General features: G+C 45.3%; 15 protein-coding genes. 6 read left to right on the top strand and 9 right to left on the bottom strand.

All coding sequences use genetic code 11. The features are described 5' to 3' along the window. Window positions 1–28 precede the first annotated feature (28 nt). A complete protein-coding gene (locus IPL83_09470; GenBank protein MBK9039374.1) occupies window positions 29–1591 on the top strand; it encodes an Hsp20 family protein in 1563 nt (520 codons plus the stop codon). Window positions 1592–1597: 6 nt separating this feature from the next. Here IPL83_09470 and IPL83_09475 read toward each other — a convergent pair whose 3' ends face one another. After that, the gene (locus IPL83_09475; GenBank protein ID MBK9039375.1) at window positions 1598–2389 is read right to left on the bottom strand and encodes an undecaprenyl-diphosphate phosphatase; all 792 of its coding nucleotides are present in this window, start codon (window positions 2387–2389) and stop codon (window positions 1598–1600) included. Window positions 2390–2597: 208 nt separating this feature from the next. On the opposite strand from IPL83_09475, the gene IPL83_09480 reads away from it, so the two are divergent. The 3 genes from IPL83_09480 (at window position 2598) to IPL83_09490 (ending at window position 4493) form a co-directional block, all read left to right on the top strand. Next, window positions 2598–3329, top strand: a complete 732-nt coding sequence (locus tag IPL83_09480) for a MotA/TolQ/ExbB proton channel family protein (GenBank protein ID MBK9039376.1) — start codon at window positions 2598–2600, stop codon at window positions 3327–3329. Between the two features lie 21 nt (window positions 3330–3350). Then, window positions 3351–3887 carry a biopolymer transporter ExbD gene (locus IPL83_09485; protein ID MBK9039377.1) on the top strand — a complete coding sequence of 179 codons (537 nt, stop codon included), beginning with the start codon at window positions 3351–3353 and terminating at the stop codon, window positions 3885–3887. Window positions 3888–3974: 87 nt separating this feature from the next. Beyond that, window positions 3975–4493, top strand: coding sequence for a biopolymer transporter ExbD (locus IPL83_09490; GenBank protein ID MBK9039378.1), 519 nt, complete (start codon window positions 3975–3977; stop codon window positions 4491–4493). A 5-nt stretch (window positions 4494–4498) separates the two neighbouring features. Here the strand turns inward: IPL83_09490 and IPL83_09495 are convergent, their stop codons facing one another. From IPL83_09495 to IPL83_09505, 3 genes are all read right to left on the bottom strand, one after another. Beyond that, entirely contained in the window at window positions 4499–4738 is a 240-nt protein-coding gene (locus tag IPL83_09495; protein MBK9039379.1) for a hypothetical protein, read from the bottom strand. A gap of 167 nt (window positions 4739–4905) precedes the next feature. Beyond that, window positions 4906–5526: a matrixin family metalloprotease gene (locus tag IPL83_09500; GenBank protein MBK9039380.1), complete on the bottom strand. Its 621-nt coding sequence runs from the start codon at window positions 5524–5526 to the stop codon at window positions 4906–4908. A 452-nt stretch (window positions 5527–5978) separates the two neighbouring features. Continuing rightward, entirely contained in the window at window positions 5979–6680 is a 702-nt protein-coding gene (locus tag IPL83_09505; protein MBK9039381.1) for a response regulator transcription factor, read from the bottom strand. Between the two features lie 306 nt (window positions 6681–6986). On the opposite strand from IPL83_09505, the gene IPL83_09510 reads away from it, so the two are divergent. Continuing rightward, on the top strand, window positions 6987–9950 hold the full coding sequence (locus IPL83_09510; protein MBK9039382.1) for a proline dehydrogenase family protein: 2964 nt from the start codon (window positions 6987–6989) through the stop codon (window positions 9948–9950). A gap of 37 nt (window positions 9951–9987) precedes the next feature. Here the strand turns inward: IPL83_09510 and IPL83_09515 are convergent, their stop codons facing one another. The 3 genes from IPL83_09515 to IPL83_09525 all read right to left on the bottom strand — a co-directional run bounded on the left by IPL83_09515 (window position 9988) and on the right by IPL83_09525 (window position 13554). Then, window positions 9988–10938, bottom strand: a complete 951-nt coding sequence (locus IPL83_09515; protein ID MBK9039383.1) for a rhomboid family intramembrane serine protease — start codon at window positions 10936–10938, stop codon at window positions 9988–9990. Then, window positions 10935–12914 carry an RDD family protein gene (locus IPL83_09520; protein MBK9039384.1) on the bottom strand — a complete coding sequence of 660 codons (1980 nt, stop codon included), beginning with the start codon at window positions 12912–12914 and terminating at the stop codon, window positions 10935–10937. The genes IPL83_09515 and IPL83_09520 overlap by 4 nt, the downstream gene beginning before the upstream one ends. A gap of 112 nt (window positions 12915–13026) precedes the next feature. Continuing rightward, window positions 13027–13554 carry an FMN-binding protein gene (locus IPL83_09525; protein ID MBK9039385.1) on the bottom strand — a complete coding sequence of 176 codons (528 nt, stop codon included), beginning with the start codon at window positions 13552–13554 and terminating at the stop codon, window positions 13027–13029. 477 nt (window positions 13555–14031) lie between these two features. Here IPL83_09525 and IPL83_09530 point away from each other — a divergent pair, with 477 nt between their 5' ends. After that, window positions 14032–15144: a tetratricopeptide repeat protein gene (locus tag IPL83_09530; protein MBK9039386.1), complete on the top strand. Its 1113-nt coding sequence runs from the start codon at window positions 14032–14034 to the stop codon at window positions 15142–15144. A 14-nt stretch (window positions 15145–15158) separates the two neighbouring features. Here IPL83_09530 and IPL83_09535 read toward each other — a convergent pair whose 3' ends face one another. Both IPL83_09535 and IPL83_09540 read right to left on the bottom strand, forming a co-directional pair. After that, a complete protein-coding gene (locus tag IPL83_09535) occupies window positions 15159–16412 on the bottom strand; it encodes a hypothetical protein (protein ID MBK9039387.1) in 1254 nt (417 codons plus the stop codon). Between the two features lie 148 nt (window positions 16413–16560). After that, window positions 16561–16992: a hypothetical protein gene (locus IPL83_09540; GenBank protein ID MBK9039388.1), complete on the bottom strand. Its 432-nt coding sequence runs from the start codon at window positions 16990–16992 to the stop codon at window positions 16561–16563. Window positions 16993–17011 lie beyond the last annotated feature (19 nt).

The raw sequence follows: 17011 nt of genomic DNA on the forward strand, positions 1-17011 counted from the left end.
TACAATCAGTAGCAGGAAGGGGATCCATATGAGTGCGGAAATCAACCGGGCGCAATCCCGCTACAGCCAAGACCTTCAATCTTTGCAAGATCAATATCGACGCCAGAGAGATCAAACAGTTGAACAAAGCGAAGAGGATCTCAATCGGTTGCGCGAGAACTACCAGCAAAAGGAACAGGATCTGCGTCGAACAGGTGAAAGTACCGTTAACCACATTCGTAAAACCACAGATCAAACGATCACCGCCAATCGAGAAAATAGCGCTCGTGAAATTCAAAACGAAAGAACAAAAAACCAATATACTTACGAAGAACTGCGAAAGCAGGCTCAAGTGCGTAAGACAGCTCTCAAGCAAGATCAAGAGACTGTGGAAAAAAACCATGCGAGCGATATCTCGGCCTCTCGCGCCCGTCGAGACGAGGTTCTTCATACAGAAGCTGAAAACACCAGAAATTTTCTCAAACGGGAAAATGCACAACGCCAACAGATCGAAAAATCTACTGCCGAAGATCTAAATCGCTTGCGTGAAAATACATCCAAACAAAAAAATGCGCTCGTAGAACACAACCGTGACGAGCAAAGAGACCTCAGTCGCCAACATCAGAATCAGCTCGCCGAAGAACGGCGCCGGGGCGAAGAGCAGTATCATAACTACTCAAGCCAAGAGAAGGAAAGAATCAAAGAACTTCGCAATCAAAATCAGGAAGTCTACGAAAATGAACGTTCAAAGGGAAACGAGCAGCTGGGTCGTCTGCGAAGCAAGCTGGATAACGAAGTGAACGGGAAACAACGGGAGGGGGAGCAGCGCCTTCAGGCCACAAAGGAAGAACAAAACGAACTATTTAGAAAAGAAAGAGAGCGCCAGACTCAAATAAAAGAACAAGTTCGTTCCGACTACGATAAAGAAGTCGCTGCGATTCACCATCAAGGAGAAACTGAAGTTCAAAGGCAAAAAGACCATTTCAGAGAGAACATGGATAAGACCAAACAGTCCCATGATATCCAAATGAAGGAGCTTCAAAAAAATCAGGACCAAGAAAAAAGAGAATCTCTCGCGCTCCATCGTCAGAACATGGAGAAAAACGATCAACTGTTCCGACAAATGCGTAAGAATCAGGAGCTTGAATTCCGAGAAGCCTTCAATACCAACCAACAGAGAAATCGCGAAGTATTGGAAGGGCAAAAAGAAAGGCTCATTGATGAGATGGACACGCAAAAAAAATCAGCCATGGAGTCAGTCGGAAAATACCAAAATAGACAAAATGACCCATTTTATCACTTGCGCACCGCAAACTCTGTCTTAAAAGAAAATCCCTGGGCCTATGTCCTCGAAGTCAGCGTGCCAGAATCTCAAAAGAACGAAGTGGACGTGGTCGTCAAGGAGGACCGACTCATTATCTCTGGGAAGCGCCGATTTCAAGATGAAGTTCACAATGAGGGAAGACGGGTGACAACAAACAGCTATCAGACTTTCCGCGAAGAAGTTCCGCTGAGTCACCCCTCTGTTGAAAAAGACGTCACTCGTGAGTATCAAGATGGCATTCTAAAGGTCTTGATTCCAAAGGCTGGAACAAAGGATTTCATTATTTAATGTGCCTCAATTTGCCATCACTATACCAAAATAACTCATTCCCAAAAACAGAGATCCCAATAGGATCCGATACCACGCAAATTGGCTAAATCCAAATCGGCCGAGGTAATAAATAAAAAAACGAATAGCTAGCAATCCCACTCCAAAAGAAACCATATTTCCCAAAATGATGAGGATGACTTGATCAGAAGTGATCGTCGGTGCAATTTTAAGTAATTTTATAAAGGTCGCTCCCGTCAAAGTCGGAACCGCAAGAATAAATGAAAACTCCGCAGCCCTCTTGCGGTCTAAACCCTGCCACAAGCCTCCTATAATGGTGGCTGCAGCCCTTGATACCCCCGGAATAAAAGCCACACATTGTGCAAAGCCAATCAACAGGGCCTGTTTGTAAGTAACATTCTCCTCACTTTTGGGTGCTGGGAGGGAAGTGGCGCCATTTCGCTTGTCAATGAGCAAAAGAAAAACTCCACCCAACAAAAGGGACCAGGCCACAACATCCGTTCGATCCAAAATTCGGTCAATATGGTTCTTCACCAGGAGGCCAAGCACGCCTGCCGGCAAAAAACCAATAAACAATTTCTTATAAAATTCGATAGATCGAAAGAATCGCCTCCAATAAAGAACTAAAACCGAAGCAATCGCACCAGACTGCACAATCACCGTGTAGTCCTTCACAAAAGATTCTCCGCTAATTCCCATTACATAAGAGGTGAGAATGATGTGCCCTGTGGAAGAAATCGGCAAAAATTCAGTCAGCCCTTCAACCACAGCTAAAAGTATTCCATGTCCTAAGTCCATTTGGGAAAGCTACCGTTTACCCAAAGCCTTGGCAAGCAAGTGAACCGGAAAAAAATGGCTCAAATTGAGATTGAATTGAGTTAGCTCAACCTGGGAACAAGGCCTCTGGTGTCAAAAAAATCGCCAAAAAATCTGCGTTTCAAGTCAAATCCTGGCCGAACCGATGGATCTATGTATAAGGAACCGCACAGTTAGGGAGGTTGCTTCTGTGGAAGGCTTATTAAATTTCTTTGTGAATTACAAGATAGCTGACATTGCCATCGGTCTTATCGGCTTGTACGCGCTCACTCTTATTCTTGATCGATTTAAAGCTCTCTTTTTCGATTACGCGTTGCCGGTTGGTCCCTTTATGAATCAAGTATCGAAACTGATTCGAGAGGACAAGATCGACGAAGCCCTCACTTTTTGTGCTGCCAACGAAAAAAAGCCGCTGGCGCACGTCATCAAGAGAGTCCTAGAAAAATCTGATCGTGAAGAGCATGCAATCTCGCAATCTTTGGATATTGCAAGTTCAGAAATTGCTCCCAAACTTGTCAGAAGACTGGGGCAAGTTCAAATGGTATCCAACGTGGTAACCCTAGTGGGCCTGCTTGGAACAGTGATTGGTCTGATTGTGGCCTTTAAAGCCATCAGTTTTGCCGATGTTTCTCAAAAACAAACGATTCTAGCTCAGGGAATCTCAATCGCGATGACGGCGACCGCTGCCGCTCTTATTGTCGCTATTCCCACAATGTTTGCGTACACCTTTCTGTATGAAAAGCAGAATCGCCTTTTCTCACAAATTGATGAAAATTCGCAGAAGATAATGGAAATGCTGAGCGAACGAGCCTATGCTCCCGTCCAAAACCAGAATATTTATCCTACAGATCTTCGCGGTGAAAAAATCACGAACAAGGAAAAAACTCCACCTCCTCCGGGATCAGCTCCGAAGGCCTCATGAACTCCTTCAAGGAAGAAGCAGATGCGTATTCATAGAACCAGAAAAGCAGATGCAACCTACGATCTCAATTTGGCTCCCTTTCTTGATATTATTGTATCCATCATACCTATGCTCCTATTGAGCGTGGTCTTTGTTCAAATTCGCATGATCGAAACCTCAATTCCTCAGGTTGTCGCTCAGAAAATCAAAGAACAGCAAGAGGATAAAAAACCTGCTGTATTTGTTTCCCTCAAGATCGAAAAGGGTGCCTTTGGCTTTGTGGTATCGGACAACGGAAAAAAGAAAGAATACGAAGTTGCCGGAAAAAACGGACTTCTGGATTACGATGGTCTGGCGAAAGCCTCCGCCAATCTGAAACGGCAGTACGTTGATATTTTTACGATTGATTTAATACCAGATGCAAATGTCACTTACGACGATCTGGTCAAAACGCTGGACGTCGTTCGGCGTCTGCCTGCAAGCGAGGGAAAAGTAACGGTTAAAGATGAAAAGACCGGGCAGATGGCAGAAACCGATCTCATGTTTCCGAATGTGACCTTTGCAAATGTCGTAAAATGAGACTGAAAAGAAAGAACGAATGGGACAAGGAATCATCATGAGCGCAGTAGAATCAATGCAATTGGCGGATACTGAAAGGGGAATGTTATGGCAGGTGGAATAAAGCGCCACATGGAAAAACGACTCCCATCAACCTTTAAGATCCAAATCACTTCCATGGTCGATATGTTTGTTATCATTCTCGTCTTTTTGCTAAAAAGCTACTCCACCTCCCCCGTTAATATTACACCCAACGCAGATTTGAGACTACCAACTTCAAATTCCCTTCAGGAACCAGTGGACGTCATTAAAATGGTCATATCAAAAAAAGGTGTGTTCATTGAAGACAAAAGAGTCGTCGAGTTTGATGCATCTGGTTCCTTGAACTCCAAAGACATTGACGCCTCGGATCCTTCCTTTATTCCAGGTTTATTCAAAGAACTCGATGAAAAGGCCAAACAAACCCAAGACATCTCGAAGCAGAATGAAACTGTTGAATTCGACGGGCGCGTGCTGATGCAAGCAGATCGCGACATGCCTTACTCTCTGCTTCAGAAGGTCATGTACACATCAATGCTTGCTGGATATCCAAACGTAAAACTGGCCGTGGCTGCCAAGGACTTTTAGGTTCTCTAGGATTTTTTGATCAATTCACTCACTTCAGCAACCATGAAATTCAATCGACCATGAAGGTCCTCAATTTGAGAGAGATTTACCTTGAGCTGACTCAATACATCAAGGGGTTCAGAACTAAGTCCAGCTAATTCAAGATAAGCCGTGGACAAATAAGACGCCAAAGCGGTCGGCTCCGACCGGAACTGGATTCCTCCAAACGCAACAGTTGCAATTTCTTGAGATTCTTTTACTCCCACTGGGACTCCTTCACAAATGCTTTCAAGAATAGACTTCTTCCCGATTATTTTCTTCGATCGTAACGATAGACTCTCAAAACCAGAACTTAAATTAACTTACAATGACAAAACACTCCCAAAAAACGGTACCAAATTGGAACTTTTTCATGATCCTTACTTCTTCTCTCCTAATACTCACAATGAACAGAGTCCAAATCCGTCTTTGATGGAACTCTTCTTAATGTCCCGCTTGCCAGCGTGGTCGCCATTACACTTGCTGCTGCTTCGTTGTGGGAAAGCCCCAGAACGTGGCCAAACTCATGTACCATAAGGGAGACCAAATCCACTCCAGAGAAAATTTCGCTCCCATCTCCATTATAAAACAGGAAATTTTGGGCGTTGACGCGAATATCCGCCTCATAAATGCGACTCCCTGTCCAATATACCGTTGTTCTCGCTTGTTCAGTGCGACGGTCAGGCTCCCACTGCCTAAGCCAATAGATCATTGATGATCCATCCTTATTAGGCTCCGCAGGGCCTGATACACCCGTAAGTTCGATTTGTAGGTAGGGGCGCCCTAATCTGCGCGTCCATTCGTCTATGGCTGCCTCAATTGGCAGGACGCTCTGGGCCGGGACCGATGAATGTAAATGCAGTTTAACTGGCACCCTACCCTTCCAAGAAACCCTCTGTGCCTCGCTATTTTGAACGAAGTTACAGGAGTCCTGAGGTGGAGGACGCTGACCACAGGCCTGAATAAACAATATAAAGGCTATTAGAACGCCAATAGCTACAAATCGCCACTTCATCGGTCAAGACCTCCTGGAAACAGACATCGCAAGATTGAGGCCGTTTGTGGCAATTTCGAAATTATTCTAAGTATTTGATTTTAAAGTATTTTTCTTAAGTATTCCGCAACTGAAATCATTTTCTTGTGTCTTCCCATTTTTGTCATTTCCAGAAAGTTTGCCCTGAAAAGCTCTAACTAATTGAAATTAAATAGGTTCACATTTGTATGCGAGATGAACAGAGCCACCGGCAAGATACGGCACAAGCTCACAAAGAGTCTTAAAAATTTCCGGTGTCAAAACGCTACCAGATTGCTGGCATTGAATTTGCGATAGAACTCAGTCAGTCACTTCCGGCCCTCTGCCACAATCGTGGGACCTTGAAGGCCAAATAGCCCATCTAAAAGACCTAGCCTGGGGGGGAGCAAAGCTCCCCACCACCTGCCATTGGGGTTATTTATGTATTACAAATACTAAGATTTTGCCCCAACGGCTTCAAATGTCGAGTACCGATAACCAACTCCACGCACAGTTTCAATTACGGGAGAAATCTCAGACAATTTTTTTCGCAATGAAGCCATATGAACATCTATGGTTCTATCTGTTACATTGAGGTTTCCAAGAGCCGTCTCACGAAGTCGATCTCTCGTCAAAACTTTGCCCTTTTGCTTGATCAGCTCAGTTAAGATTCGAAACTCGGTGAGCGTGAGATAAATCTCTTTGCCTTTTGCCGCCACCTTGTAAGCTTGGAGATCGATTTTCAGCTCGCCATCCTCTAGCCTATCAATTCCAGATTCAGTCTGAGCACGTCTCAAAACGGCTCGAACTCGAGCTCCCAATTCTTTGGAAGAAAAAGGCTTCAAAATATAATCGTCAGCTCCCAATTCCAGTGCCTCTACTTTTTCATTTTCGTCGTCCAGACCTGTCAGCATGATAATAGGGATGGTGCAATAGTTCCTATTATGTCGGAGTACTTTAATGAGCTCCACGCCACTCTTGCCAGGCAACGAATAATCCAAAATAATCAGGTGAGGAGCGAATGATTCAACCGAAGAAACAAGCTCATTTCCACTTTCAAGGGCTCTCACAGAAAATTCCTGACTTTCAAGAACCGAAACCAGACAGTCACGAATCTCAGATTCATCATCTACTACAAGGATCCTTGGCAACGACATACAACCATCCTGTCCAACCAAAAAAAGAAATCACCAAACGGAGGCTCTCACCAGAATAGCAGTCACCCCTTCCCCCGTATGTCTACCTAACTATTCCTATTTAGACAATATGCGAAATATAATACAAAACTTATAGATGACACGCTCCCTCATATACTGCAAATAACCTATTGTGTTGTCTGTCTCGTTTGGATTTTGAAGCAATTGAAAAAGGCTTGAAAATGCTGAACCGCCCGATCATAATCGCCCGCGGGGACCTGGGGCGAAATCAAATATATAGATTTAATGGGTGGGCGTATGAGTCAAATGCGTCAATTGGGCGAACGAGAAAAATATCAAATCAAGATTCAATCAAAAGGCGAATTGATCTTTCGCTCAATGGAGGGAGAGTCTTCCTCCATTTTCAACCGTGATTGGTGGTATGGCCGCATCATGGAATGGAGCATGAAAAACGAACACTTCAAGACTCAGATGTTCCGTTTTGTCGACGTCTTGCCCTATCTCCATTCTGGCTCAGAAGTAGCCCGCCATCTCAAAGAATACTTCACGGCCAGTGAAGGCGAAGAGCTTCCTTCGATCTTCAACGTCGGATTAGGAATGGGCTCCCTGGCCCCTTCCCTCCTCGCAAATGCTGTCCGAAAAAATGTCACTCAAATGGCCAAAATGTTTATCACGGGAGAAACTCCGAAAGAGGCTCTGTTCGTTCTCAAAAAAGCTCGCAAAAACAACCTTTGTTTTACTGTCGATCTTCTTGGTGAAGCCACTCTGTCTGAGAAGGAGGCTCTCGATTATCAGGGACGTTATTTAGAACTTGTTTCTTGGCTCAGCAAAGACTCTGCGGACTGGACAAGCAATCCACACATTGACCAGGACGCGATGGGAGATTTACCGAAAGTAAATATCTCTGTAAAAATGACGGCCCTCTACTCCCAGGTCTCTTCCAGAGCTTGGGATCATTCGATAGAAATTGTCAAAGAGAGACTCCGCCCTATTTTTCACATGGCCAGGGAGCACGGTGTTTTTGTGAACATCGATATGGAGCAATACGACCACAAAGATCTCACTTTAAAAATTTTTCGAGATCTCCTGATGGAGCCCGACTTCAAAAACTATCCCTTCTGGGGTATCGTTATACAGGCTTATCTTCGGGACTCTCTTCACGACGTGCAAGAGCTGGTCAATTTTGCGAACACGCGTGGAGTCCCTTTTACCATTCGGCTGGTAAAAGGGGCCTATTGGGATTTTGAAACCATACTCGCGAGGCAACGAAATTGGAACTCCCCGGTCTACCTGAACAAGAAGGAATCCGACTGGAACTATGAGAACTGCCTTCAGATACTTTTAGAAAATTACCCCGCCATTCGCGTGGCGATTGCCTCCCACAACGTGCGGTCTCTTGCGGCCGGAATGGTCATGGCAGAGGAGCTTGGACTCGATAAAAAGGCCATTGAGATACAAATGCTTTACGGCATGGCTGATCCAATAAAACGGGCTTGTTCGAAGATGGGTTATCGGGTGCGCGAATATGCTGCCGTGGGAGAACTCATTCCTGGAATGGCTTATTTGGTCAGAAGACTCCTCGAAAATACTTCCAACGAATCATTTCTCAAGTCCAAATTTGCGGACAACCTGTCTTCTGAATTACTTCTGGCCAATCCAGCAGAAGACCTCATCAAGACAACTGGCACTGTCAACAGAGAAGAAGGTTTTTTCAATGAACCTCTTCTGGATTTCGGGATAGAGAAAAATCGCCATCACATGGTGCAGGCACTTAAAGATCGACAACTGAAGCTTGGCACAATTTTTCCCCTCCTGGTCGACAACAAAGAAGTCAAAACGGAGCGCATCCTCAAAAGTACCAATCCTTCTCACCCCGATCAGATTGTCGGCCAGGTGTGTGTTGCAGGAATTGCCGAAGCTGAAATGGCTGTTCAGGGCGCCAAGACCGCATTTAGACTCTGGAGCAAGAAGAGTCCTGAAGAGAGAGCAGGTTATCTAGAAAAGTTGGCCTCGTTGATAATGAGAGATCGATTTGAACTGGCGGCACTTGAAGTTCTCGAAGTCGGAAAGACTTGGATCGAGGCAGACGGAGATATCACAGAGGCAATTGATTTTTGTCGCTATTACGCAAAAGAGATGCGTCGCTTGGGAAAACCCTTTCGGGTCGGCAACGCCCCTGGCGAAATAAGCCTCTACCACTATATCCCGCGTGGTATTTCTCTCGTCATTGCACCCTGGAATTTTCCGCTTGCTATTCTTACCGGCATGGTAGGAGCCTCCCTGGTAACTGGAAATGTTGTTATCATGAAGCCTGCCGAGCAGAGTTCTGTTATCGCGGCCGAATTGATGAAACTTATGATCGAGGCCGGTCTTCCTCCTGGCGCAGTCCAATTTCTTCCCGGTTTCGGCGAAGAGATTGGAGAATACCTGACAGGGCATAAGGACATTGATCTCATTGTCTTTACCGGCTCACAGCAGGTTGGTTTGCACATTTTTAACAAAGCAAGCACTTGTCTTCCCGGACAAAAGGGAATTAAGAAATGCGTTATCGAAATGGGTGGAAAAAACGCAATCATCATCGATTCAGATGCTGATCTCGACGAAGCTGTAGGAGGTGTTGTCCATTCAACTTTCGGCTTCCAAGGACAAAAGTGCTCTGCCTGTAGTCGCGTGATTGTGATCGAAGGTATCTACCAAAGGTTTTTGGATCGTTTAATTGAGGCCACTAAGAGTTTTGTTGTGAATCACTCTGAGTTGCCCCATACCTTTATGGGTCCCGTGATCGATCAAGAATCACGAGACAGAATTTTCCGAGTCATTGAGGACGCAAAAGCTCATTCAAAGCTCGCCTACCAAGGCGAGGTTCCGAGCGAAGGCTATTTTATTCCCCCCACCATTTTCACCGAAGTTGATCCCAAATCGGCTTTGGCAATGGAGGAGATTTTCGGTCCTGTTCTTGCTGTTATTCGCGCCAAAGATATCGAAGAGGCAATTGAGATCGCAAATGGTACTGTCTATGGCCTCACGGGTGGAATCTATTCCCGCAGCCCTGCCCATATCGAGCGGGTACGTTCTGATCTGATGGTGGGGAATCTCTATATCAACCGTGGAATTACCGGAGCCATGGTGGACCGCCATCCCTTTGGAGGTTTTAAAATGTCAGGGATTGGCAGCAAGGCTGGGGGCCCTGATTACTTGCTGCAATTCCTGGAGCCTCGGACCACAACTGAAAACACAATGCGCAGAGGCTTTGCACCCAAAGAAATCTAAAAGGCAGCTCCTGGAAGAAATGCGACGGTGATGGATCTTACGAACGATGAAGTCGTAAACGTAGCTTTCCGAGAACGAGGAGAGTTCCCCCAATAATGGCTCCGCTCATTTGCCCGCCGAGATGGGCCGTGTGAGCTATTCCACCAAATTCAGGCACAGACCCGAAATACCCGGCAAGGTCAGTGGCAAGCCAAAGAAAAAATATAATCCAAGCTGGAACATTGACGAAGCCCGAATAGCCCTTCACTGGAATAAATAACCAATAAAAGCACCGCACAGGAACTCGCCAGTGGAGCAAACAGACCAGGGCCATCAAGCCACTCACCGCAGCGCTTGCACCGATAAGGGGGGCCCCTGTTGCACCGTTTATAATTAAGAAAGTTGCGGCACCCATAACTCCAGATCCAAGATAAGCAATCAAAACGAGAAGTCCACCAAACAGAGTTTCGAGATAACAACCGAATACGAATAGGAACGCCATGTTAAAAGCAAAATGAGAAAATCCACTGTGCACAAATTGATAATTGATCCAATATTCAAAACCAATGTGATCAGAATTCAAACCAAGAACAAAACTCGGATGGCCATCCTGAATCTTCCTGAGCTCTGCAAACTTCTCGATCCACCATCCTCGGGCAACTTGATCCCCCTTAAAGGGATAACTGGGGGCTTCCCTTAAAAACTTGTCACTGCGAAGAGCGAGATTCCCCAATAACTTGGTTTTGTCTTCATCACCATTGAGTGATTTTAGCGAAAGTGACTTCATCAGAGGACTGTAAAATGCCTGGTTATCATTGATAAATTCAGCGTAAAAATGACCCTGATAAGAAATGTAGTATTCGTCTTCAAAGGCCTTATCGAGGTTATCTTGAGCCCTATTAAGATCAGACATGGTTGAGATCATAACTAAAACATTGAGCCCAAAAAGAATCCAAGTAATTGGACATTTTTGAAATCTAAGAATTCCGTAGAGGTAGGGTATTATCACTTGTTTTTAAACTCCTCGATGAGAGACTTGCTAACCAACTCAAACTGGCTCCCACTGGCGGGATGCCGATCTACAGTCAGCTTTGCCTGAATCGGCAAAAGCTCTTTCAAAAGAAGATAAGCAGACTTCAACTCACCTACTTTAAATCCAGCAATTATTATTTCCTCCCGTGTTTTTGAATCAATTCTGCCTCCATCGTCTTTGACGAGGGTCTGGCCGATTTCCCAACTGCGGCCAAAATTCTTCAATCGATAGTAGTTGTTGAAAAGTTTCTGACCACGCTGTCTCCAATGAGGAGTCAACACCTCGTGCTTCCATTCTGAATAGAGGGCCTCAAGATCAAATGAACTTTGGGCCGAACTGGCCAAATAGTGACGAGCTTCCTCACGGTAGTTCTCCGAAGCCTTTTTATCTTGTGCCAACTTCCAAAGCTCCCGTCGCCCTTCCTGAACCGCACTTCCATGAATAAGTGTCAATGCCCCAATTAGCTGGCTCGCATCCGGAAAAGATACTTTCCGTTTCAATTCATCATAGGACTTAGACTTAGCCTCATCACATTCAAAATTCTTAATATAGGTGAGCGCGATATCTCGATCAGCCAAATACTCATCTGATTTCTCTAGCATTTTGTTCATGATCAAACAGCTCGATTGGCTCACCCCCGCACAAGTTTCATCAATCTCCTCCTTGCACAACCAACTCGCGAGGTCGATGCGATTGGCAGGGCCCATGGTATTAATCGCAATATCTGCGGCCGCACGGGCCTCCTCTTTGCGGCTCAGATTCCAATAGGCCTTTGTCCTTTGAATTCCGACAAATGAACCCAAGGCAAGACTGGGAGCCATTTTATCTAAAAAGAGAAGGGCCATCTGGAAGTTCTCGCGTCGCATGAAATGTCTAACTGCCCAAGTTAAAATATAAGGTTCTTTTGTGTGGTTTAACTCATTAAAGAGGCTATCAATTTTTGTCCAATCCTCATCCATCCACATCTCCACAATGCGGCTCATTTTGCAACTATCAGATTCTTTATCCAATTTGCAAACGTAGTCCAAATATCGATCTGATAACTCTGCACTATCGGAGTAAACAAAGGATTGGGCCAAATAGGCCATAGGACTTTCAATTCCTTGCCTCACCAAAGAATCTTCGACCTCAGACCTCAAGCAAGGGCCGGAAATCTCACCCGATGCAAAAAGTGCCATGGCCACACTGAGACGCTCAACAGATCCACCAGATGAAGATGAGGTGGGCCAATCTTCCATCGCCACGCCAACAGCTTCGCACAAAATCTTTTCAGTCTTTAAAACTCCAAAGAGGGTATCTTCGCCTTTTGATCGCATATAAAGATCAATTGAACTGACAACCATAAACGAAGTCACAAATACAGCTAATGCAGCGCCGACACCGTGTACAAAGGATGCTTCAATCATACCAGGGGTCTTCACTCCCCCGTCCTTTGTTGTTACAACGACCGTATCAGATATCCGATCGTGAAATGGCCGTCTCTTTTCATTGGCAAAAACAGACAAATGAGGAATGAATAGAAAAACAGAATCTACGATCCAAAAAACAGAACGAAGCAGTGCCATTGAAAAGCTTGGATTGCGAGGTTTCCATATCCATTCTACGCGTAAGCCCCAAAACATTTTTCCCAAAGTTGCGCCCCATAGACTCACCATGGCTGTTTGGTAGGCAATGGCCACAAATGCTGATGTCACAAACAAGAGAAAAAGAAAAAAATAAAAATCTGTCTCGTCCTGAAGGACCAGTGCCTTCATTATTCCCTGCTTAAAAGGTGCTCCAAGAACAGCAGATATCGGGAGAATCACCAAAATCAAATCAGTCACGACCGCAGCCAAACGATCTACAGGAGATGCCAGACAGAGGGGACGACGTCCGCCACGCCTCCCTTTGCGACGACCCTTCTCCGTCTTATTGCTTTCGGTCCCAGGAACCGATAAATCCTCAATGACCATGCAGTGACTTATCGGCTATGTCAGGCCAATAACTAACCTCAGACGCCCTAGATGAGCGGCACAGAGAAAAATATATTGGCAAGGTGGGCTTCTCAGGAAAACAAGAAAGGCTTTATTGGTCCTGTTCTGACTTGTGCACAGCGAAATTGAGAAGGCGTTCCTGGAGATCAAGCTCAAAAGAAACCTCCGCCACACTGCGATTTCCCGAAACCAATGCGTATCTCTCCTGTGTCTTGCGACCGCTCGAAGTGTGGTCCTTTAGTCTGGCTTCTTCAAACTCAGGGGCAATGAGACCCCGATATTTCTCGATAAAGTCAGGTCGATCCACGAGATACTTCGGCTGTTCAGACAAGGATACAAAACGAATGTTCTCCAATTTTCCATTTCTGATCTTCACAGCATACTTGCCTTCAAGCAGTCCAAACTGCAGTTGATCCTCAACTGACGGCTTGGTTCCCACGCTCGCAGGTCCGCGAGAGCCCGATTCAATGAGCTGATTTGTCATTTTGCGCTCCCAGGTCCAATCGCGATTTTTGGAACTATCTATTTCTCCAAGGCTTGCAATAGAACGAGAAGGGCTAGAAGGACGCAAAGAACCAGAATCCGATCCCGGTCGATCAAGGAGAACTTTATTTACCATGGTTACCCCTAATACGATGGACACAATCGAAACCGAAGTTAGAATCTTTCTTCGGTGCTGTTTCAATTCAAAATTGGAGGATTTCAGAGAAACCCCATTCTTCGATTCTTGGACCCGAGGTCTGATTGGTAGCTCTATGACTTTACCGCCCTGCTCTGACATCTGATATTCCTTCTGTTATCTCACTCGCCTATATTAGCGTCTGGATTTCATAATTTGCGAAGGCCATGCCGGGATTACGATCAATTCAGAGCACTAAATTGACGAAAGATTGGACGACTGCTCAACATTTATTGCCTCCCGTGCTTGGTTCAAAATGATACAAACCGCGGCAAAGAGCTTGAATCGACAGCCCTTTCTCATACCATTTCGGATCGGGACGCTTTTTTGTGTACTCCGTGCAGAAAAATTTCCTTAAACCTCGGCCAAAGACCTATCTTTTCTTCTCAGGTGAGAAAAGGAGAGCTAAACTAAGGAATGCGCTTTCTTGATTATCCAAGATCACGGCCGATTCAGAAAAATTCCGTTTTTTTGTTTTCGTATTTCCTTTTGTTTTGCCTCTCATTTTTTTCTTACTTGGGAAAATACTCACCCAGTATAGGTCTGGCTGAAGCAGAAGAATCCATTTCCTCGCTTGAAGAAAGGCTGAAAGCTGAACCAGATAGCATTAAAATAAGATCTTCGCTGGCGCTTCAATATTCTAGATCTAAAGGCCAGGAAATGAAGGTGATCGAACTGCTGAGCCCCTTTACTGATGAACTCTCATTGAGCTCGCTCCTTCAGCTCGCAATAGCCTACCAAAATGTCAAAAAATACACGGACGAAGTCAGGGTCTTAAAAAAGGCTCTCGAAAGTGGTCCAAAGAGATATGACATACATTACAAAGTAGGCCTGGCCTACCTTAAATCTGAAAAATTCACCGAAGCCACAAACAGTATGAGAGACGCAATTAAAATTCAGAGACGGTTCCGGCAAGCCTACGACTCTCTGCTGGATATTTTCCAGCGCACAAAAAACAACTATGAAAGCCGTAGCATTCTACGGGACATGGTCAAGATCTTTGGAAAGGACCCCCTTATCTACTCCCACCTTTGTCGGCTTGATTCGATCGATGGGTATCTTGAATCCGCAATAAAGGCTTGTCGTAAGGCAATGCGTATCGAAAAGGATTTACCGGACAACTATGTCTACTTGGCCCAAAGCCTCTTCGATAGTAAAGATGAAACAAGTGCGGGCAAAGTATTGATTCAAGCTGCGCGCCGATTTCCCAAATCGGAACTTGCCCAATGGGCCACAGGTGAATACTATTTGCGCCAGAAAAACTACGCAGGGGCACAAACATATTTTGCCAAAGCTGTCTCAGCCGATGAGAAGTCAGCACGCTCTTTGACTGGCTTGGCTGTTTGTCAATTCGAACAGGAAAATCACGAGGACGCCCTGGCAACCTTCTCAAAGGCCTGTGAAATCGACGAAAATGTGATCGAAAAAATCAGAGAAGCTGCAGGAAAATTACGTCTGGCAAAAAAAGATGAACTCTCCCGTCGCTACACAAAACAAATTCAAGACTGCAAACGAAAAATCAAAGAGTAGCAGCCAAGAACCTCTTATTGAGTAGCGGCCTGCTCAATCCACGAGTCACGCCCACGAATGGCGTCCTCCAGGCGATAGCTAAGTATTCTATCGGGCCACACCCCTCCCGCTTCAAGATTGATCTCATCGTGAGTGAGATAGATAGCCTCAGGAACAGAGATACTATAGCCTCTTGGCAACGGATATAAAAAATACCATATCGCGAGAACCACATCTCCTGCAGTCGGCTCTCCCCATACTCGGGAACGGGCTCTCAGTTTAAAAGCGTAAGCGAAGATCTCCGATACCGAGCCCGTTTGAAAATTGGTCAATACTGTCACCGGTCCCCGAAAGCAGCCATATCCCGGATAGGTAAAAAGACCCACCTCTCCGGCCACATCCAAGAGTCCGTGCTGATAGGTCTCGTCCATGTTGTCCTCAAATTCCAATTTCAACGCCTTGTTTTTTCTCGGCTGGAGAAGGCGACCAATCTTGGTTCTGTCACAAAAGAAGGGAGAAAGAGCACGAAGAGCAGAAACAAATCCGCCGCCATGATTCTCTCGAATATCAATTATCATTTCCTTGTATTGCGCCATCGCCTTCACGATTTTTAACCAGTCTTCCTTCTTAAAATAGGAATTCCGAAAGCTCGATATCTTCAAAAGGCCCACGTCCTTTTTTGCAGGGACCAATACAGGATTAAAATCGACGTTAATTTCTGTCGGCTCCAAAAAAACTGAAAATCGCTTATCACCACGACGAAGAACAAATGTTCCAGAAAATTGATTGAGTTGCCACTCTGAATAGACAGCCTCTCCAGCATATTCTTCAACAAGATCTCCAGGAGCTATTCCAGCCCTGAGAGCAGCGCTACCAGGCAGCACCTCGATGACAACATATTTATCTTCAATTTGGCGAACACGGGTCCCATTCTCTCTCCCCTGACCCTCCCAAAGAAGCCTATCCTCTGAAGGAGTATAAATCGCCGAATGAGAGATTCCAAGACGGTAGAGTTGAGCTTGCAAGCGGGACAGAACAGTACGCGTATCTTCGAGGTAGTCCATTTTCTGGGCCTCTGACCTACAGCCATCTGCCCAATTGTTAAGTTCAGCGGACTCATCGTAGAATTTCTCTTCAACCAGACTACAAACATAAGCAATCAATTCGAGATGAATTCTGTGCTTTTCTGAAAAATAAGCCATGCCCGCCAAGAGGGACACCAGAAGAGATCCTCCGATCCATAAAATCCATGCTTGCTTTGTCAACATGCTTCCGATCGCTGCTCTCAAGAATATCTCAACTGCTCAATTGCACATCTGCACAGCCATACATCTGCAGGACTGAACAACGGCACGAAAAAAAAGACCGGACTTATCGCTCCGGTCTTCTCGTTTTCAGGCTAATAAAGAGATAAGTGAAAGCTTAAAATCCTTTCGTCTAAGCAACTCGTCTCCGTCTCGCAGCAGAAGGATCAATGTTGTATTGCTTAACCTTGCGATACAAGGTGGCTCGGCCAATACCCAGAGCCTTTGCTGCTTCAGTTAAGTTACCATTGAACTCATGAATGGCGTTCTCAATCGCATGAGCTTCCATTTCATTGATCGTTTGTACTTTTCCGTTATGATCCATGCGCTGACCTGGACCTGGGAAAGGAAGAATCTTTGCACCCACATCAATTGGCTTTGAACCAATCGCCAATGATGGTAGTTCTCCAGCAAGCTGCTGAAGAAAACTAGAATCTCTCATTCCCTTCTGCCATTCCATATTCGTATAAACCTGAACAGTCAGACCGTTGCTTTGTCCAAAGGACTTCAACTTGTCAGCTGTCTCACGCTCATCACACACAAGAATACACATTGTACGTACCATGCTCCTATACCTCCCAGTA

The sequence above is a fragment of the Bdellovibrionales bacterium genome, from assembly GCA_016716765.1.
GTDB lineage: Bacteria > Bdellovibrionota > Bdellovibrionia > Bdellovibrionales > UBA1609 > JADJVA01.